At 31.0% G+C, this 21,157-nt stretch carries 19 protein-coding genes and 1 pseudogene; 18 read left to right on the top strand and 2 right to left on the bottom strand.

Annotated features, from left to right (window positions below):
• Positions 1-27: 27 nt before the first annotated feature.
• From JJC05_RS07255 to JJC05_RS07340, 18 genes and pseudogenes are all read left to right on the top strand, one after another.
• On the top strand, positions 28-2,496 hold the full coding sequence (locus tag JJC05_RS07255) for an AAA family ATPase (protein WP_235878665.1): 2,469 nt from the start codon (positions 28-30) through the stop codon (positions 2,494-2,496).
• Positions 2,497-2,509: 13 nt separating this feature from the next.
• On the top strand, positions 2,510-2,959 hold the full coding sequence (locus JJC05_RS07260; RefSeq protein ID WP_088391473.1) for a hypothetical protein: 450 nt from the start codon (positions 2,510-2,512) through the stop codon (positions 2,957-2,959).
• Positions 2,960-2,970: 11 nt separating this feature from the next.
• Positions 2,971-4,335 (top strand): DUF5458 family protein, encoded by a 1,365-nt coding sequence (locus tag JJC05_RS07265; protein WP_235878667.1) that lies wholly within the window; start codon positions 2,971-2,973, stop codon positions 4,333-4,335.
• A 332-nt stretch (positions 4,336-4,667) separates the two neighbouring features.
• Positions 4,668-5,825, top strand: a complete 1,158-nt coding sequence (locus JJC05_RS07270) for a hypothetical protein (RefSeq protein ID WP_088391499.1) — start codon at positions 4,668-4,670, stop codon at positions 5,823-5,825.
• A 3-nt stretch (positions 5,826-5,828) separates the two neighbouring features.
• Positions 5,829-6,344 carry a type VI secretion system TssO gene (gene tssO / locus JJC05_RS07275; protein ID WP_235878669.1) on the top strand — a complete coding sequence of 172 codons (516 nt, stop codon included), beginning with the start codon at positions 5,829-5,831 and terminating at the stop codon, positions 6,342-6,344.
• An 18-nt stretch (positions 6,345-6,362) separates the two neighbouring features.
• Complete coding sequence (locus JJC05_RS07280) at positions 6,363-6,884, top strand: hypothetical protein (RefSeq protein ID WP_123901252.1); 522 nt, start codon at positions 6,363-6,365, stop codon at positions 6,882-6,884.
• A complete protein-coding gene (locus JJC05_RS07285) occupies positions 6,884-7,576 on the top strand; it encodes a hypothetical protein (RefSeq protein WP_105196000.1) in 693 nt (230 codons plus the stop codon). Before JJC05_RS07280 ends, JJC05_RS07285 begins: the two co-directional genes overlap by 1 nt.
• A 2-nt stretch (positions 7,577-7,578) precedes the next feature.
• Positions 7,579-8,010 (top strand): GPW/gp25 family protein, encoded by a 432-nt coding sequence (locus JJC05_RS07290; RefSeq protein WP_105195999.1) that lies wholly within the window; start codon positions 7,579-7,581, stop codon positions 8,008-8,010.
• A gap of 29 nt (positions 8,011-8,039) precedes the next feature.
• On the top strand, positions 8,040-8,411 hold the full coding sequence (locus JJC05_RS07295) for a type VI secretion system baseplate subunit TssF (protein WP_235878670.1): 372 nt from the start codon (positions 8,040-8,042) through the stop codon (positions 8,409-8,411).
• A gap of 545 nt (positions 8,412-8,956) precedes the next feature.
• On the top strand, positions 8,957-9,730 hold the full coding sequence (locus tag JJC05_RS07300) for a hypothetical protein (protein ID WP_235878672.1): 774 nt from the start codon (positions 8,957-8,959) through the stop codon (positions 9,728-9,730).
• Positions 9,731-9,874: 144 nt separating this feature from the next.
• A complete protein-coding gene (locus JJC05_RS07305; protein WP_235878674.1) occupies positions 9,875-10,852 on the top strand; it encodes a LysM peptidoglycan-binding domain-containing protein in 978 nt (325 codons plus the stop codon).
• Positions 10,853-11,059: 207 nt separating this feature from the next.
• Positions 11,060-11,566 (top strand): DUF4280 domain-containing protein, encoded by a 507-nt coding sequence (locus JJC05_RS07310; RefSeq protein ID WP_235878675.1) that lies wholly within the window; start codon positions 11,060-11,062, stop codon positions 11,564-11,566.
• A gap of 225 nt (positions 11,567-11,791) precedes the next feature.
• On the top strand, positions 11,792-12,442 hold the full coding sequence (locus tag JJC05_RS07315; RefSeq protein ID WP_235878677.1) for a hypothetical protein: 651 nt from the start codon (positions 11,792-11,794) through the stop codon (positions 12,440-12,442).
• 227 nt (positions 12,443-12,669) lie between these two features.
• Positions 12,670-13,089 (top strand): annotated as a pseudogene (locus JJC05_RS19115) (OmpA family protein); the annotation flags it as partial.
• A 68-nt stretch (positions 13,090-13,157) separates the two neighbouring features.
• Complete coding sequence (locus JJC05_RS07325; protein ID WP_235878681.1) at positions 13,158-14,426, top strand: hypothetical protein; 1,269 nt, start codon at positions 13,158-13,160, stop codon at positions 14,424-14,426.
• 2 nt (positions 14,427-14,428) lie between these two features.
• Complete coding sequence (locus JJC05_RS07330; RefSeq protein WP_235878683.1) at positions 14,429-15,421, top strand: hypothetical protein; 993 nt, start codon at positions 14,429-14,431, stop codon at positions 15,419-15,421.
• A gap of 180 nt (positions 15,422-15,601) precedes the next feature.
• The gene (locus JJC05_RS07335; protein WP_235819722.1) at positions 15,602-15,973 is read left to right on the top strand and encodes a hypothetical protein; all 372 of its coding nucleotides are present in this window, start codon (positions 15,602-15,604) and stop codon (positions 15,971-15,973) included.
• An 11-nt stretch (positions 15,974-15,984) separates the two neighbouring features.
• Complete coding sequence (locus tag JJC05_RS07340; RefSeq protein ID WP_235878684.1) at positions 15,985-16,974, top strand: hypothetical protein; 990 nt, start codon at positions 15,985-15,987, stop codon at positions 16,972-16,974.
• Between the two features lie 596 nt (positions 16,975-17,570).
• Here the strand turns inward: JJC05_RS07340 and JJC05_RS18110 are convergent.
• On the bottom strand, positions 17,571-20,459 hold the full coding sequence (locus JJC05_RS18110; protein ID WP_235878686.1) for a PA domain-containing protein: 2,889 nt from the start codon (positions 20,457-20,459) through the stop codon (positions 17,571-17,573).
• A gap of 45 nt (positions 20,460-20,504) precedes the next feature.
• Positions 20,505-20,894, bottom strand: a complete 390-nt coding sequence (locus tag JJC05_RS07350) for a hypothetical protein (protein ID WP_235878688.1) — start codon at positions 20,892-20,894, stop codon at positions 20,505-20,507.
• Positions 20,895-21,157: the final 263 nt, after the last annotated feature.

Below are 21,157 nucleotides of genomic sequence, written 5' to 3' on the forward strand. Positions count from 1 at the left end.
TTAAATAGACAAATAGACAAACTAAGAATGAATCAAGAAATTACATATAATACAGAAGTCAATAAAGCAATAGATATTGCACAAAAAATAGGGCGAGACAATTTAAATTCTTACTTCAATGGAGCGCATCTACTAAAAGCTATTCTGAATAGAGATTTATCATTACTAAAAAAATTAGAATCATTAGGAATGGATGTCTATTATATTGAAGAATGGGCCGAAGTTAAAATTGAAGAATCTCCAAAATCCACCCATCAATATTATTGCGAACCAGACGAAATTATAGATGAAATTTTTGCAGAAGCAGACTCTATACGAGAAGAATTACAAGAAGAAGAAATAACATTACTACATGTAATGGCTGCTATTTCTACGCCCGGTGTTGCATTTAGTTTTGAAAAAATGAAATCATTTCCTATAACAAGAAATGATTTACTTAAAGATGATGTTAAAAACACGTCAAAAGCCCCTTCTACTTTCAATAAAAATGGCTTTTTGCAAAAATATTGTATTGACAAAAATCAAGAAGTTCGATTAAAAAACAAAAAAGAATTATTAATAGGTAGAGATTTAGAAATTAATAATATTACCGAAATACTTTGTAGATACAGCAAACAAAATGTAATTCTACTAGGCGATTCTGGTATCGGGAAAACCACCTTAATAGAAGGTTTTGTACAAAAAGTATTATTAAATCAAGTGCCTGATTTACTATCTAAAATAGAAATTTTTGAACTCGATATGGGAGCCTTAGTTGCAGGTGCATCATATAAAGGTGAAATAGAAGACAGAATAAAAAATATTGCACAAGAGCTTAAATACATTCCAAAATCTATTTTGATAATAGAAGAGTTTCACTCTCTTTTTGGAGGAAATGGTTCTGATGCAAACATAGTAAACTTGTTAAAAAGTGAATTATCAAAAGGACTCACGATCCTAGCAACCTCAACAATAGAAGAATACACTAAAAAAATTGAAAAAGAACAAGCCCTATCAGGTATGTTTGAACTCATCAAATTAGAGGAAAAAGAGGATGAAACACACTTTAGAATGTTAAAACAAACATTACAAGATTATCAAAAACACCACGGAATTACAATAGATGATGCTACTATAAAAGAAGCCATTCGTTTTTCAAAACGACATATGAAAGAAAAAAGTCTGCCTGCTTCCGCAATTGACTTGATAGATCATACCATGTCCGTAATTAAAACTACAGGGGATACTTTTATAAATGAAAGAGAACATTTACTTAACCAAATTGAAAATATTGAGAATAATATTGGTGAAATAGATGAAGCTGAATTAATGTTAAAATCAGAATGGTTTTTAAACGATCTATTAAGCAAAACAAGCTTTCTTTACACCACCTCAAGTCATGACATTTCGATTCAAGATTTACACTTCGAAGGAATTTCTGAAATCCTAAATTTTTGTCGAAAATATATCGAAACACTAGAAAAAATAGCGACTGAAAAAAGAACACATATTACAGAACTTGATCTCGCTTTAATTATTTCACAAAAAACAAATATTCCAATAGGAAAATTAAAAGATGAAGAAAAACAAAAACTAAATGACATGGAAAAAATTCTTGCCAAAAGAGTAGTTGGACAAGATCATGCCATTAGTATTGTTTCAGAAGCCATATTAGAATCTCGTTCAGGACTAAGTAAAGCAGGACAACCCATTGGTTCGTTCTTTTTCTTAGGTCCAACAGGAACAGGAAAAACAGAATTAGCTAAATCATTAGCAGAATTCCTTTTTCAAGACGAAAATGCTATTATTCGGTTTGATATGTCCGAATTTAAAGAAGAACATTCTGCTGCTTTATTGTATGGTGCCCCTCCGGGTTATGTAGGATATGAAGAAGGCGGATTATTAGTCAACAAAATTAGGCAAAAGCCATATTCTATTGTCTTGTTTGATGAAATAGAAAAAGCCCATAGTTCTGTCTTTGATGTCTTCCTTCAATTAATGGACGAAGGAAAACTACATGATAGATTAGGGAAAGAAGGCGATTTTTCTAATGCTATTATATTATTTACGTCCAATATTGGATCCGATTTTATTATCGAATCTTTTCAAAAAGATGAAATACCTACTCATGCAAAATTACTTGAAATCATGAGCAGGTACTTTAGACCCGAATTTTTAGGTCGATTAACAGAATCTATTCCTTTTAGACCTATTAGTAAAGAAAACGCATTAAAAATATTTGAAATTCATTTAAAAAAGGAACTAATAGATTTAGCAAAAAATATCCATATTAATTTAATCGTAAGTCAAGAAGTGAAAGAATTTTTGGCAGAACAAGGATATGATGCAAAATACGGAGCTCGTCCATTAAAAGGAATTATAAGAGGCAAACTAAGAAGACCTTTAGCTAAAAAAATAGTTGCAATGGAATATAATGAAGGCGACACCGTAAAAATTTCTTTAAAAAATGGAGCATTGTTGTGGGAAAAAATCAAATTAAATATAGAGTTAAACTAATAAATTAAGTGTTATGTTATCAAATCATGGAATTGGTGGTAATGAAGTACCATTAGACGCAAACGAAGCAATAAGCGAAATCCCTCAAAACAGAACGATTATTGCACAAAAATTAACAGCAGAAAGTCCTGTAAAGCCAGAACTAGTAGAAGGATTAACAACTATTGAAAAGGTTTTTGATCATTTTAAACCTGAAATAAAAGTTGATTTTGAAAACTTAGATGGCTCTACCAAAATGGAAAATTTAAATTTTAAAAATCTTGGCGATTTTGGAGTAAAAGGAATTACACAACAAAGTAATTTCTTAACTGGTTTAGAAACAGAAAAAGACCAGTATCAAAAAATTATCAAACAACTCAAGAGCAACAAAATTTTAAAAGGAGCATTAGAAGACCCTGAGGCAAAAAAATCATTATTGGATTCATTACAATCACTGATTAAAGAACTAGAAGAAAACAAATAAACAAACTACTAATGGCACAAAATAAAGAAAGTCAACACGTTGACAGTACAGTTTTAGAACAAAAGAAGGGACAAGCTAATTTAGAAAGTAGCTTAGAAAAGTTAGCAAAATTTGGTGGTTTTGATCTATTAGAAACAACCATTGAAGGAGCACAAAATTTAAATCCTGACAGAAAAGCAAGAAGAAAGATTTTTCTTACTGAAAAGGATAAAGAAAAAGAAAGAGAATCTTTAAAGAAAACACTAAAACTTTGGTCTGATGTCCTTTCAGAAGCAACCAGTATAACGGATATCGTTTCTAATTGCGAAGACAAAAGAAAAGAAGCTGAAAATTTGTTAAAGAAAAATTTATCAAGAGCAGTAGAAGTTACCAAAGAATTAGAAACCAACTACCGTACAATAGCTCTGTTTTATAAAAACACAGAAACGGATAAGGTAAAAAATGTTACCGTTATTAATTCTGATTTAGAACAATTAAAAGATTTAGATAATACTCGATTCATTGATACAATTCATGCAGAATTAGTAAATAACTATGATCGCCTAGATTTAAAAAACAATTACGGTATCTTAGTAATTCCGGGCTATTTAGGTTCTAATAAAGTAGTAGAAAAATGGGCTAAAATTGCACATGAAAATAAAGTTATGCTGGTTACAGATTTTGAACACTTAGACGAACCAGATGATGTTATGGAAATGTTTGATCAGGCCTATTTAACAGGAGGAGAAGTTTACCGTTCAAATGTTTTAATGACTTGTAATTGGCTTGTTGGTAGAGGTCGATTTGAAGAAATTCAAGAAACAGAAGATTTATACGTTGCCCCTTCAGCAGCCCTAGCAGGAAAAGTGTACAAAACATTAATGTCACAAGTAACAGCAGGTAAAAAATACGGGGGAATTAATGAAGTAGATGGCGTAAAATTTGACTTGAAAAAAAGTGAAATTGCAAATCTAGAAAGCCTTGGATTAATTCCTATGGTAAATGAGTACGGAAAAGTAATGGCATTTTCTGCCAAAACACTTTTTAATGGCGATAATTTAGGTTTACAAACCTATTCTGTTGTTAGAGTTTTTGATTACGTAACAAAAGTATTAATGGATTTCTTAAATAGAAGAGCCTTTGAAAACTTTACAGCCGTAACTCGCAAAGAAATTATGGGACAAATTGTTCGTTTCTTAGATTCAATCAGTGGTCCGAGAAAACTAATTGAAAACTTTGAAGTAAAAAGATTTGAACAAGATCCTATACAAAAAGATAGAATTCATTTAGACATTCACATGAAGCCTTATTTCCCTGCAAAAAACTTCCTTATAAAAATGGATGGACATAAAGGAGATGATGGAAACGAATGGGATACTGAATATGAACAAAAATAAGAATTAATAAGCCTGTCTCAAAAGTAAAAAAACCATTTAGTTTGTCTTCCTAACCCAAAGGAATCTCATTATAACACCGTGCGATTGACCTTATCTGTTAACACTCTTAAGTCTTCATTTCGTCGACTAGGATGAAATCAGAAAAAGTTAAAATGACAAGCTATCGACTTTTGAGACAGCTTATTATAAGTTAATAAAATACAGCCTAAATTTTAATATAGTTTGGGTATAATAAACTAAAATTTAAGCGGTATTTTTATTAGCATTGATTGGCATTTTTTGAATTAACACAAAAAAGTTTTTCATTTAAAAAAATCAAAAAAACTAAAAGAATGATAGAAAAACTAAATTATTTCCCTGTCAATTGGATTGACGGAATGAAAATAAATAAAAATCACTTTAATTCTGTTCAAAACTTTATTAATGATTCGATAAAGGATGCAGTGGGGTTGCACACATCGTTAATATCTTATGGCTTATTACCTTCTGATAATCCAATCAAATTAAATTTGATGGTAGATAGTCATAAATCATTAAGAGTACAAGTTCAAGAATGTCATGCCATAACACCTAATGGATCTAGAATTGAAATAGACGACAGAAGCGAAACAGTAAATACAAACGCTGCCTATTTAGAAGCTTCTTACGAAATTAAAGGAGATGAAACATTAAAATTATGGGTTTGCATTTCCGTTAATTACTTTAAGAGAGTACCTTTTGGAGATTCTGACCCAGAAGAAAACCCTCCTAGATATCCTTTTACAAAACCCGAATACTTATTAAGCCTTATTCCTGAAAATGGATTAATGAATGAAACAGGCTTAGGAGGAAACTTTTTAATAATAGGAAAAGTTTTAATAAATTCATACGAATCAAAAATAGACAACACTTATATCCCTCCATCTGTATATGTAGGAAGTCATAAACTATTAGAAGAATTATATAACGAAATCAGCCGTTTTTACGGACAGATAGAAGCTTTTTCTATACAAATTGCTCAAAAAATTAATTCAAAAAAACAAGCCAATGAATTAGCGCTAATGATGTTATTAGTAACAGATAAAATATTAGACTATTTAGGTGTAGAAATTAATAAAACAAGATGGCTAGGAAAACATAAATCACCATCTGAAATGTTGTTATCAGTTATTGGTTTAGCTAGAATACTTAAAAACCTCTTTGACTCAAAGTCTGGAGCTGGAAAAGAAGAATTATTAAACTATTTTGCAGATTGGTGTAATATTAATCAAGGATCTTTCGAAAATATTTTCTTAGAACTAATAAATAACAATTATAATCATAATCAAATAGACGTTAGTGTATCCAAAGTTTACAAATTTATAGATGTATTTGAAAATCTATTATCTTCTCTAAGCCGATTAGATTATATAGGCAAGAAACGAGATGGTAATATCTTCGTATCGGAGGTTACAGAAGAAAGAGACAGTCTATTGTATGGAAAAAGAAGTAAAAGTTTTTTAGCAGATTAACCCATGGAAATACTTAATAAAAAAGAACGTTCTAAAGCGTTCGTATCTTTTGTACTATTTTTTGTAATAAGCGTAACTGTTTTTATGTCAGCACTACTGTTTAACACTTATTTCCCGTTCAGAGAAAATGAGTTATTAAAAACAGAAAATTTTAAACTAAAAAAGGAAATCGAAATTCAAAACAAATTTTCTTTTCAATTAGAAAAAGTTAAAACAACAGTAGACTCTATAAATGCACCGAGTCAAAATGATTTCTTTAATGAAAAGCTCGCCCTTTCGTTATTAGCAGAAATGTATAATCAACTACCTAAAGATACATTAAAAAATAAAATAATGTATAATAACACAATTATGGCATTTAAAGATCTGATTGACGCAAAAAAGCAAGTCAAACAATTAGCAACTAACCATAAATTAATGGATAGTTTGAGTACTATAAACAAAACGCTAAAAGATGAATACGACAAAATGAAGCGTGATTTGGAAGTTTGTAGACAAATCTATCAACAAGCAGAATAAACACCTAAAAGCATAACAATGAATATTTTAAAAAAATTATTTCTATGTTTTTACATGATAAGTTTTTATTGTGTTGCTCAAAAAAATGTAAAAAACACAGTAATAGATAGTTGTCACATTACGCAAACTAGACAAAAATTAGATGGCCGTTTTTTTGCCAGTCCCAATCCTATACTTTTAATAGTAAATAATAGTAATGGTATTTTTACTACATTACAATTTGGAAAACGTAAACGTAAAATATTCATGTATTTCAAAGTACATGATAATAGTGTTTGCATTGAAGAAAAAAAGATTTTCGATTTCAACTTTAAAAATGGGGATGTGATACACTTAGAAAATCATTTCCCCATAAATTGTGATGGTATTTTTATTCATCAATTAAGTAGAAGAACTTTTAAAAGACTCACAAGCCTAGAATTAAATAGTATAAAAGTTTTTACTGTTCATAAAAATTATGAAATTTTATTAAACAAATCTCAAAACCAAGAAATAGTAAAGGATTTAATTTGCTTAAAAACTTATAAAATAAAAAAATAATGAGTCCAATACCTCAACTTAATTTATCCTTAGGAATGACCGACAACCCAGGATCCCCTTTTTATGGAGGAAAAGGAGAAATGGGACAAGTTTCAAAAACAGACTCAGAACTTCGAACACATAAAATTTCTTTAACCATTTCGGATTTAGAAGTAGGTAAAATTTCTCTAACCATTAACAACCAAAATGTAGAAATTCCAACTTACAAGATGATTGTTAGTGATGATAAAACAAACGAAACTACCGTTTATCAAGTAACAAGAGATATTTTTAGTTTCGTTAAAAAAAACACCAAAAAAGGGCTTTTGTCTTTTTTTGGATTTAAGAATTTTGACAAAACCTCATCCTTATATGAAAACATTCCGTATGAACCTAACGATGAAATCGAAATACTAAACCTATCAAAATATCGAAATATTTCGCATGATAGCTTAATATATCAGTTTAATAATCCAGAAAAAGTATATCTATTTTCGGGTAATATTAATCAAATCACAATCCCTGAAAATAACCCCTATTTTATCATTGTAGATAATAACGACGGTAAAAGCTTTATTGGTGATATTCTTTATAGAGAAAAATTCCTCAAACTAACACCTAAAGTCGAACTAAAAATAATTAAAAGAAATAAAATTCCAAAAGAAATGGAAGTAAATGAAAATGGAAGTATTCAAAAATTAATTTATCTATAAGCATGATTAGAGGTTCATATTTTAAAATACCGATTGATTTTGACGCAATCATAAGAAAACAAGATGCTATTAACATTAGTATTGATACATCAATAGCGCAACACATTTTTTTAATAGCCACTACCTCTTTTGGCGAATGCAAATTTAATGACAGCTATGGAACCGAAATATGGGAAATGGATTTTGATATTTTAAAAACGGACAACATCCTAAAAGAAACGATTACAAACACATTAAAAAATGCAATTTCAACTTATGAAAAGAGACTCTCTCTAGAAGATGTTGATGTTGTTATATCCGATATAAATATTGGTAGCATAGGTAAAAAAAGAATTAAAAAATGCGTCTCTTTTAGTGTTAAAGGACAAGTTTTTGAAACCAATAGAGCCTTCCTTTTCCAAAGTTCATTTTTTGTTGGTCCCTTATCCTATTAATTTTCTTCCGCAATCTAAAACAAAATCCTATGAATCAAGAACGCATAAAAGATCGTATTTTAAGAAAAGCATCTAGACTATGGGGCTTTAATGAATTACAAACAGAATCATCATTTGATCCTATTGTTGGATTATTACTCACAGCTTGTGCTTCTGAATTAGAAAAACTAAACACTGACCTAGAAGATTCTAGGTCAAGAATAATTGAAAGAGTACTCGACCTAATGTTTCCTGAAGAAGTATCAGGTGTTACGCCTTCCAGTGCTATAGTACAATTATTCCCAACAGAAAATAATGTAAAAATATCAAAATACAATCGGTTTAAAGGAACTAAAAAAATTACCAATATTTATAATCCAACCGAAGTTTTACAAAAAGAAGTCTTTTTGGTCCCACAATAGAAACCACACTAACTACCGCTAAAGTAGCATATTTAGCCTATGGAAATTCCTTAAAAAAAATAGATAATTTCTTTTTAATGATATTATTAGCACCTCCTCTAATAATTTTATTCCTAAAGGTGAATTATGGATTGGTCTAAAATGTTCCGATACTGAAAATATTATAAACCCAACATTTTACGTTAACATCAATAACAGTTACCAAAAAGATCTCTTTTTTTACTATTTACGACAAGCTAAAATACACTTTGGAAATCAAGAATTTACCTTTAACGAAGGTTATAATGCCACTGAAGAAGCTTTTAATTTTGAAAATATTGTTCATAAAAATTACTCTAATCTAGACCAAATAAACAACAGGATAAATAATTTTTATCTACCTCATTTTTTTCACCCTAAGCGGAACCATCAATCAAGCAGAAAAAAACAATTCAGATGCGCTATTCCAAAACTATTTTCCAAATCACAAATTAGAAGAAGAACAATCTATTATATGGCTACGAGTTGAATTAACCGAAATAATAGGAAATGACGTGCTAGAAAACGTGTCAATAACACTCAACTGTCTACCTGTCGTAAACAAAAAAATTTCTAAAGCCTCCCATCGAGTTACAGGTGCCTTAAACATAGTTCCCATAGATTCCGATGAATTTTTCTTAGACTTAGATCATGTTTCTAATGATGAAGGATATCGTTACGATTTAAAAAATTATGATGATAGCAAATCTGGATCCATTACACTCAGACACGGTGGCGTTTCTCGTTTTGATCAAAGAAGAGCCTCCGATCTTTTACAACAGCTACTAGAACTTATCAAAGATGAAACAGCTTCTTTTATGAGTATAGGAAACGATGCTACAAGAGAAACACTAAAACAGATTAATCAAAATGTTGCCGCTTTGTATCAGCTATCCAAAGAAAAACATTTTGAAAGACCCAATAATCCTTACTTAACCGTTAATGCCACCGCTAAAGATGAATCTGGTTTCTTTTGTAATATAGCCTTTTGGACAACCCTAGGAGATGAGGCAAACGATATAAAAATGGGCTCCGTTTTGTCACTAGAAGAAGGGGGTATAATGCTACTAGAAAAAAATATAATGTTAGTAACCCCTACCGTTGGAGGGAGAAAAGGATTATCTACCAAAGATAAAATACTAGAATATAGAAACTCCTTATTAACCCGCGGACGAATAGTAACAATAGCCGATATTAAGGCATACGCCTTAAATCATTTTAAAAATACTATTACAAAAATTGAAATAAAAAAAGGAACCAAAAAGAAAGTTCTACAAAAGAAGGTTTTGCCAGAACAATAGATATATATCTACATAAAAATACAGAGATAACCGATATAATGAAAGAATCAGAATGGCATTATCTATGCGATAGCTTCTTAATTAATTTAAAAAAATCTCTTCTAATGTGTATCCTTATACCCTCAATACCATTTAAATCAACGTATGCGTTTTACTTGGCCTACATATAGCGTTAAAAAAGGTGACACTTTAGAATCAGTAGCAAAAGAATTAGGTATTCGTGTAGAAACCTTAAAATGGCATCATAACAACTATTGTACTTATGAAAACTTATTAAATCATGATATTACACACCAAAAAGAACTTATAATACCCAACGATACTGAAAAAGAGCAAACAAGTATAAATTCCAATACTCTACAAAAACAAAAAAATGTAAACTTTTCATCTAACAATGGATTATTTTATAATCCTATCAATACCTTCTGTAAGTATGGCATTATGATTACAATAAAAGAAGAAGAAGAAGAAAATGAAATAAAATATGAAACCACTGTAAAATGGGTTCAAAAATTCGAAAACTGTCACATTTTTGAAATAAATCCTGTCGGAAAACCATTTGTAAACCAAGAAGAAATAAATAACATAGCTGATACCCTTGCCTACGAAACTGCCAAGGTACTCTATCCTATGCACCTTATGGTAGACGAAAAAGGAAATTGGGAACAAGTCGCAAAATGTACCGTTTATCCCAAACGTTGGAAAATCATAAAAAACAACATACTCCAAAACTTTGAAGGGAACATGGTAGCAGAATATTTTCAGGAAATTGAAAATATTCTAGAAAATCCAGAAAGGATTAATACCTATATGCTAGACGATTATTTTTTACGAACACTCTTCCTTGGCTATTGCTTTGAATACGGAAAAGAATTTCAAACAGAAAAGAAAATAACATTCCCTATTCTAAACAATTACACAGAACCTTCTTATAAAGTACAAGCTGCCATAAATCCTTATCTAAATGAATCTAATTTTATTCATATCACCTATGAAGGAATACTACATGATCCACGCACAAAAAATGAATTTATAAATGAACAACATTACTCATTTATACAAAACGAAGAAGAAGAAAAAGCCTCTGGACACTTTTTTTCTCAAAGCTTTTTTAGATCCTAATACGGCGGTACCCGATTCCATTTATTTAGAATGCAGTATATCGTTAAACAAAACCAAAAAAATAACCGTTCTTATATCTGATATTTCAAATAAAGAAATACCTTATGTTCACAAAAGTTCTAACTTATTAGTAGACGAAAATACAACAAACAACAAGAAAAAAAGGTTTTTGGGGAAATCTTTTTAAACAAACTAAAAAACAAATCAATGTCAGAAAAACATGTAGTGGTACAAGGAGCCAAGTGCCAGTGCCAATATGGGCAAATGCCTGATAAAATAAAAGTTCTTTCACACAAAAAAGAATACGCCAATGATCCTAAAGGTAGTCAAAAACTCATTGTAACAACAAAAGAAATAGGCAGTGCCACCTTAGAAAAAAACACCTTTGGAAACTGTCCTAAAATGGGTAATCCCGCCCCTCCTTGTAAACCCGTTATAACAGAATGGAAAAACTTTTATAAAAAAGTAACTCTTAGCAACGGTGGAAACCTAATTTTAGAAAACAGCAAAGCCGTATGCGCTATAGCTGGCACTCCGTGTATTGAAATTATAGATCATGGGCAACGCACCAATGCCAGTCCACAAAATTTTAAAAATGCCAATAAGGACATCCTTAAACAAATTAATCCCTTGGTAAATCCCTTAAAAATGTACAAAAAAAGTGCTCTACACCGAGAAATAGAAACAGCACACCAATCCCCTAACAATAACTAAATTATGATAGGAGGAATAAAAAAAAATACATTACGCCAAAGGCCTTATTTTTAAAGAAAAATCAATTCCCAACCAAATACTGGTCATTGCACCCGATGAATTCGTTTGGTTTTCTATAGAGTGGATAGAAACAACCCCAGAAAAAGAAAAACAAAGAAATGTCGTTTGGATATGGCAAGAAGGCAATAGAAAAACCGTTTTAAAAAAACAGTTCTCAATAGTGCAATGCTTTATGGTATCAAAATACCCAAAAAACTATGCGGATTTACCTATTTTATTGAAGCTAGTTTGTCTGGCAATAGAAACAACTCCAAAACAAATCATAAAGGCCTACACATTAGCGGATACTGCCCACCACGCATAACTGCTAGTAAATGGGCTGTAAGTAGTGACGGTACTCCCGCAGCCCAACAAAAACAATTTGCTTATGGCGAACGAGTATACCTAAACTTAGATACAGAAGGTATAAACGGTTATAAAAACCTGACCATAGAAATATATGCTCATAAAACACTAGCACCTGATCCGCTTACCAGAACCATTGTAGGAGTTGATGTAACAGATGGCGAAATAAATCTTGAGATAAACAATACCCTTATTTGGTATGGTAAACATTTATTTCCTAAAGAAGTAATGGAATTTTATGTAAAAGTAAAATTACCAAACGGCCGGTACATAAAAGATCATAACGGCGATATTATACACGCCCGATATCTACGTATAAAACCCCAACAAGTTTTTCAAATGCCTGAGCCTCCCAAAAATACTACAGCTCTAAAAGTAGGTAACAATAAAACCAATCTAAAAAATTACCATCCCTGTAAATTAAGCAAAGTACAACTTACAGAAGCAGGAAACCCTTTTATATATTTTTGAAGAAGGCGAAACCTTATTAAAAAAACAACGCACCACCCTAAAAAGAGTATCTCAAAGTGTATACTTTGATTACGATGAGTATCATTTACGAAATGATGCCAGAAAAACACTAGACCTACTCCTAGACTTTTTACTTTATAATCCTTTTTAAATATGATCCTAGAAGGTCATGCAGACGACAGAGGAAGCCTAGATTACAACCAAACCCTATCTGAAAAAGAGCCCATAGCGTAAAAAACTATTTACTTGAAAAAGGATTAAAAGACGAGCGAATAAAAACACGCGGATTTGGCGAAGCACGCAACGCTATAAAAGCCACTACCGAAATCCAACACGCTAAAAATCGTCGTACCATTATAGAATTTAATTATAACGAATACGATAGCAATGCGATAGTTTATCAAACCCTAGCAGGGAGCGCATTAAAACCCAAAAACATAACGCTAACTCTAATAGACCATGACACGGTAAAATGTATGCGTAATCACGATCCCCATCAAAAAGAGATACAAATACAAGTTAATGAAGAAAAAGTTCTAGTAAAAGGTAGCCGGGTAAATATGAGTATAAAAAGTTCTGTACCTCCACATTTTACTGCTACTTATTTATCATACCTAATACAGTACTTAACCCCGGTGCTACCCTAAATTATTCATATTATATCAACTTTCACACCTGCGCTTATTTTGCCGATAAAACCTACCCTAGTTTACAAATGCTTATCTACCCTGACTTGGTTTGGATAGCGAACTTGCAATATAATTTTAAAGAAAAAGGCGATTACTTTTTTCACGATAAAAAACTAGAATTAGAGCAGGGTATAAAAACAGTTTTAGACGAATTTAGAAATTCTTTAATGGGTAAAATACTAAAATACTTACCCACAAGATTTGCGCAAGACTTATTATTTAATTACATAGAGAAAGAAGCAGAAATATACAAATATGGTGCACACGTTATACACGACCGTGATATAGAAAAAGCGGGCGAAGTATTAGTATTAAAAGGCACAGAAGTAAATTTAATTACTCAAACAAAATATACTAGGTATGCCGCTGCTTATGCTATATATGCCATGGTATTACTTACGATAGTTATAGAAATCATTATCACTTACTTAACTAGAGGTAGAAACCTAACAGGAAAAGCAGAGAAAATTCAAAAGGTTTTACGCAAAATAAAAGCCCTTGAAAAAATAGCAGAACGGAAAGGCGGTGTAGATATAGAAATTATCCCGCCAAGTATTGCCATAAATGCAGGGATGTACTACAAACAATTAGCCAACCGCAATATGGCAATGTTCTATGAAGTCAATGTAAAAGCAGACCCAATAGTAGCCGTTGAGATAAAAAAAGAATTTGATTTGCTCGATTTGATGGACAAAGGAATCGATATAGCCAACGCCAAAACGCCTAACGATCCACAAGTACAAGAACAATTAAAGCAAAACGCGCCTAATAACTCCAAAATCAAAAAATACCTTAACGCAGCAGGTTTAAAAGTTACAGGCGAAATAGTCGTAACAGGCGAAATTGGTTTTGAGCATAATGTTATTGTAAATCCGCTTACAAAAGAATTAACTATTATAGATCATTTAAAAAATGGTTTTGTAAATAAGAATGGAGTATTGTTCAAAGAGCAGATTAAATTTGATGCAAAGATTACAGGGAAATATAAAAATGAATTTAAAGTTTTTAATCTTCAAAATAAAATAGAGGGTAATTTAGAAGTTGATATGAAAGGGGCCATAGGGTTAAAAATTAAATATGGATATGAAAATGAACAAGGCCTTTTTTTAAATCAAAAATTATATTTTTCAGGTTTGAAAGGAACATATAAAGGGCAATTTAAAGCTCAAAATAGTAAATATGGTAAATACGAATATCAAACAAATAATGGTAACCCGACACCTTTTACGCTTTTAGAACCTTTTGAACTCGATTTAATAACAATTCAAATGTTTAATCATAACAAAAAAGAATAATAATGAAAAAAGTAATTTTAATTTCAATATTATTATCAACAAATGTAAGTTGTGTAAAAAAAGAAACAAAAATGGTATATTCAGAAGTAAATGCAAACAATATTGTAAATGAAATATGTAAAACTATAAAACATTACGATGAGGAAAAAATCTATACATTAGATTATACGTCAAGTTATAGTTTTTTTGAAGTTTTTATTAATGACTATCCTCTTGATAATGATTTTGATGATTTTTCTTCTAGTTCTGCTTTTGAAATTAATCCATTGATATATAAGAGCGGAAAATATAAAGTAAAATACAAAATGTATCCAGTTGGAAAAGTGTATAATGATATTTACAATGTATTGAGAGATAATAGTTATTTAGAAATTAAATTAGCATCTTATGATTTAAAGAATGAAAGAGCATCAGACGTAATTTATTCTCATTACAAAACCCCAATGAATAAAGTACAAATTAGCGAAAAATACAGCGAGGAAAAATTTGTAGGTGCTGGTAAAACGTATTATGAAGGTAGTTTTGATGTAGATGTACAAGTACCCTACGAGATTCATCCAGCATTTGAAAAAGCTAAGGATTTGCGAAAAATGGATAAAAAAGAGCTTGAAACTAAATTATTGAGTACCTACCAAAAAGTATGGAATATATTTCAAAATAAAGAATATGATAATATTGCTAGAATTTCGTTTGATAGTATGAAAGACGAATTAGTAAGTAAATACGCATCTAAAGAAGATGTTGAATTTTATTGGAATACATTATTAACATCATATAAAAGTGATACTTTTCAAATGCAACCTATTAAGGATTACAAACTAGATTTTTTTGCAGATGGTAAACTAGTTGCTTTGATGCTCACTACTAAAGATAATAACTACAGAGGTAATACAGCATTATGGGCTAAAGTAAAAGATGGTATTGGTACTAGACCGTTATTTTTAAATCGTTATTTCTACATTCCAGAGGGCGAAACAGAGTTTAAAGTGTATTAAAACGCGCCTAATAACTCCAAAATCAAAAAATACCTTAACGCAGCAGGTTTAAAAGTTACAGGTGAAATAGTCGTAACAGGCGAAATTGGTTTTGAGCATAATGTTATTGTAAATCCGCTTACAAAAGAATTAACTATTATAGATCATTTAAAAAATGGTTTTGTAAATAAGAATGAAGTATTGTTCAAAGAGCAGATTAAATTTGATGCAAAGATTACAGGGAAATATAAAAATGAATTTAAAGTTTTTAATCTTCAAAATAAAATAGAAGCAAATTTAAAGATTGAAATTAATGGAACTTTAGGATTAAAAATTTCTTATGGAGTTGATTTTGATGTAAGTAATCCGAATTATAAACCTAAAGGTGTATTTTTTAAACAAACATTGTTTTTTTCAGGAATGAAAGGTGTTTATTATGGAAATTATGGAATGGAAAGTGATATTTTTGGAGAAATCGATGGTGAGACTAATAATGGAAAACCAACTCCTTTTACACTTTTAGAACCATTTGAACTGGACTTAATGACTATACAACTCTTTAATAACCATTAAAATAAATAAGTATGAAAAAAATAATTTTAATAATGACTTTAATTAGTTTGGGAATAAATTGTAAAAAAGAACAGGCTATGCAAAATACTGAAATTAACGAAAATACACTAGTAACTGAAATCATTAAAAACATAAAACATTACCCATCAGAAAAAATCTATACATTAGATTATAAATCAAATTATAGTTTTTTTGAAATTTTTGTTAATGATATACCAGTTGGAAAAGAATTTAAATATTTTTCTTCCAGTTCTGCTTTTGTAATTAATCCAAAAATTTTTAAGTCAGGAAAAGCAATTGTTAAATTTAAAATGTATCCAGTTGGAAAAGTTGATAATGATATTTATAACACATTAATAGACGAATCTTATTTAGATATTACTCTTGCCTCTTATGATTTAAAAAATGAAAATGCATCAGACATTAAATATAATCATTATAAAACTCCAATGGACAAAGTCAAAATCAGCGAGAAGTATAGTCAAGAAAAATTTGTAGGAGCTGGTAAAACCTATTATGAAGGTAGTTTTGAGATAGAGGTAAAAGTGCCTTATGAAATACATCCTGCCTTTGAAAAAGGAAAGGATTTGCGAAAAATGGATAAAAAAGAACTTGAGGCTAAATTATTAAGTGCTTACCAAAAAGTATGGAATATCTATCAAGATAAAGAGTATGATAATATTGCCAAATTATCCTATGAAAATTTAAAAGACCAATTTATTACAAAATATCAAGACGAAAAATCTATTAAAAATATGTGGGAAACATTGCTAAGTGCATATAAGAATGATACTTTTCAAATGCAACCTATCAAGGATTACAGACTAGTTTTTTTTTCAGATGGTAAACTAGTGGCTTTAATGCAAAATACAGAGGATTATAGATATAGAGGTAATACGGCATTATGGGCTAGAGTAAATCACGATGGAGGTATGCGCCCATTATTTTGTAATCGTTATTTCTACATTCCAGAGGGCGAAACAGAGTTTAAAGTGTATTAAAACGCGCCTAATAACTCCAAAATCAAAAAATACCTTAACGCAGCAGGTTTAAAAGTTACAGGTGAAATAGTCGTAACAGGCGAAATTGGTTTTGAGCATAATGTTATTGTAAATCCGCTTACAAAAGAATTAACTATTATAGATCATTTAAAAAATGGTTTTGTAAATAAGAATGAAGTATTGTTCAAAGAGCAGATTAGGTTTTTTGCAAATGTTAGTATAAACCCAGATTCGGCATTAGAAAAAATAAATTTCATAACTTATTAAAATACAATGCGTTATATCTTTACTGGTTCCGACATCAATTCCTGTCACATTGGAATTTACAATTTGCATTTTTTCAAGACCTTCATAAATTTTCTTTTTATTAAAATGCGAGGAAATGCAATATCTTTGCTAAAATTATTCTATATGAGACAATATGGTATTTGATCATTGATTGTCTCAAAGGACTTCCAAATGGAAGCCTTTTTACATTTCAGCCAAAATTTGGGATAAAAAAATGAGCCCGAATATTGGGCTCATTTCTATCAAAATCAGTTATAAATTTAGCTAAAATTTTAATTCAATTTATTTAGACGAATTTTTAGTTCTTTTTATTGAATTACAATCTTTTCGGTTTCTTCAAAATGGTCACCCGACATCTTTAATATATAATTCCCGGGAGTTAAACTTGATAAATCCAACTCATTTGTATTACCATCAACTATAATCGAATTTTCTAAAATTCGTTTACCGGTAATATCAAACACTTCAATTTTTGTTTTACCATAATTATTAGAAGAAGTTAATTTTACATTTCCTTCTGAAACCGTAGGATAAACTTTAATTGTATTTATTTTTTCTACTAATAATTCAGCTGTTTTTGCTCCCAAAGCGGCGGTTAAACTTCCTGAAAAAACACCTCTCCCATAAGTAGCAGCATATACTTTATAAGCATTAGGAGCTGTTGGTGAATTTGCTTGAAGATCTAAATCTGTAACTTTTACATTTCTCATGCCGTTATAAGCTTGCTTCCAATTTAATGCTTGATCACTAGTTGCCGCACTATTAAAATTGCTAACATACCAAACCCCTAAGTCAGTTCCAATCATAACTTCAGCTGTATTAAGAGGATTTTGCAAAATAGCTTTTACAGGTAAATCTGGTAAATTACCATCTAACTGATACCAATTAGTACCTCCATTTGACGTGTACCAAATATTGTTTACACCATAGTTGTGCATTGTTAAGAAGATTTGATTATCATTAACTCCAAATTCTATATCGGACACACTCCCAACAAAGTTCGGAGCACTTATGTTAGACCATACAGGAGCAGATCCATTGGCTCCAGTAACTTTTAGTAATTTACCATTCATAGTACCTATATATAAGGTAGTAGGTGTTCCTTTTCCGGTAGCTAATGCGGTTGCATAACCCGTTAATAAAGCATTTGATAAATTAGTTCGAGATACTTGTGTGTTTCCTTTGATATTAGAATATCTTCTTACTTGATAAGTTCCATTTAAAGTAAAATCAGCATATAAAATATCATTTGTAGAATCTAGAGTCATAGCAGGGTAAAATAAACCTGCACCAGAAGTACTATCATTTAAAGTTTTAGTTGTAGTACTTCCTACATTTCTAAGGATCATGCTATCATTATATACATAGTTTGTAATGTAATATTTATCAGATCCTTGATCAAATAATGGTTTTCCCCCATCACCACCTTGGACTCTAAAAGTATTATTAACTCCAGCAGCAGCTCCTAAAGTAGAATTAGCTGCAGTAGAAGATCCCGAATAATATTGAGAGCCATTATCTTGAGCACCTGCTACAAAAAAATCGCCAGCTACACCTGTAATACCATTTGGCATTACGGCCACTCCTACAAATTGAGTAACGTTAAAACCTGTATTTCTAGCTGTAGCAGGAGTTGTGGTACTAGCAGCATTACTTGTGTAATATACTCCTCCATCATTTCCAAAAAGAGCTACGTTGCTATTACCGGGTTTAAACACCATAGCATGCTGATCAGAATGAACATTGGTAGTCCAATTAGAAATAGTACTCCATGTTACAGCAGGTCCCGTAGCATTAGCTGTTCTATAAAGATCTATACCGCCTACATATAAGATCTTATCATCTACAGGATCTGACTCAATCATCATATCATAAAAAGCCTGTTGTCCTGTAAATCCATAAGTAGTCTCACGTGATTCATTTCCAGCAGGTAATGAGAGAATTGTAGGAGACGTGTTAAACCCATTCGTTGTTAGAGCCAATTGTATCTCTACTTGTGTTGCCGTATTAGGATCATCTTTTAATTGTGATAATACATAAATTTTATCTGGAGTGGTATTAGATGCTTCAATTTCCACACGCTTTCCTCCTCCTTCAGCGACAATTGTATGACGTAAATTAAAAGTATTTCCATTATCTGTTGATTGAAATACTCGACCGCCACCATCGCCATAAGTCCAACTATCAGTAGAAGAAACCCAAATATCACCATCTGCCCCTAATTCAATATCATTAGGACATGTTGGATGTCCCGCTACTGAAGTAGGTAAATTTAATTTAGTCCAAGTACTACCTCCATTGGTAGATTTATATAAACCAAAATTAGATGCGTTAAATAAGGTACCATTTCGAGATTCTGAATATTGTCCGTCTCCCATAGCAGCATAAATTTCAGAAGTCCCTCCATTATTTTTGATAACTAGATCATTTACAAACTGAACACCCGAAACTTCTAAACCAGAAAACTCAAGAGGTCCAGAAGGTTTTATAGTACCTGTTAAATTTGCTAAGTTAGCAATAAGCAAATCGCCATCTTCTTTAGAAATCATAATACTAGGAATTGTTCCTACAATAGCTGCATCTTCTGACATATTAAAAACAGCACCTCCAGCAGCATTATTCATTATAATAACTCCAACTGCACCAGCATTTTGAGCTATTACTGCCTTTGATTCAAAAGAACAAGTTCCTCTTCTTATTAGAACTATTTTACCTGCGTAATTCTGAGTGGTTGCACTACACGCATCATCTGTAGGAGCTACTCCATCATCCATTAAAACGATTGGTGCTGTAAACACATTTTTTATAGCTCCACCTGGCCATGTAGCAGAACCAGTAGAATATGTTCTTATTGTAGCAGCAGCAGAAGGCGCAACAATTTCTAGATTTTGTAAATTCTTCACGGTTGATGATACCGCTCCACCTCCATAAACTCTGGTCCATGTAACGCCTCTATCCGTTGTTTTCCAAATTCCATTTCCATTTACATCTCCAAAAACATACGACTCTCCTGTACCTACATACCAAACATTGGAGTTGTTAGGATCTATCGCTATGTTTTGAACGTTTACATGTTCAGGAAAAGTATCAATTTTTGTCCATGATGAAGTAGAACTAGCAATGTTATTATTTCTCCATAATCCACCACTAACACCTCCTGCTACGACAGTATTTCCTGTAGCATCTCCCCGGATCAAAAATCATGGCTCTTGTACGTCCTCCCACATTGTTTGGTCCACGTTCTATCCAATTATTTGTTGTAGCATCTCCGGTATACGTTGAGCTAAAGCTTGTTGACGTGCTTTTTCTAAATCTTTTCGAATTACTTCAATATTTTCATTAGTCGGTCTACCTAAACTAGGATTCATAGTCAGTAGCCATTCTTGTTCATTATATTTATTAGGCGGAATACCTTCTTCTTTTCTTTGTTGTTTCGATAGATAAAAGGCTCTATTAATTTTGTTATGGGCTAAAAATTGCTCATGCTTTTTTCTGAGGATTTTAGCTTCTTTTTTAGAAAGCTTTTTATCAGGTTGTTTTTCTTTTGATATACTTACATCTCCAAGATGTTGAGAATAGCCTAGAGCCACTCCAAACAAAAGAAAGAAACTGGGCAGTATTCTTTTTTTCATATTTAGTTGTTTTTTGGGTTAATACTTGCCAAATATATAATTATTTGATTTAAAAAATACATAATACTATAAAAAAACACATTTTTAATAAAAACACCAAATTACAATGTAAGATTTTTCAACTTATTAAACCCAGATTACGCATTAGACTTCGTTGCGAAACAAAATTTTTCAATAAATTCAAGTGCTCACGGAAAATTTTAGAAGAAGAAATAGTGAACTATTTTGATGATTAAAATTTGAGTACGTGCTTGAATTGGAAG

This window comes from Flavobacterium davisii, from assembly GCF_019565505.1.
GTDB classification, from domain to species: Bacteria; Bacteroidota; Bacteroidia; order Flavobacteriales; family Flavobacteriaceae; genus Flavobacterium; species Flavobacterium davisii.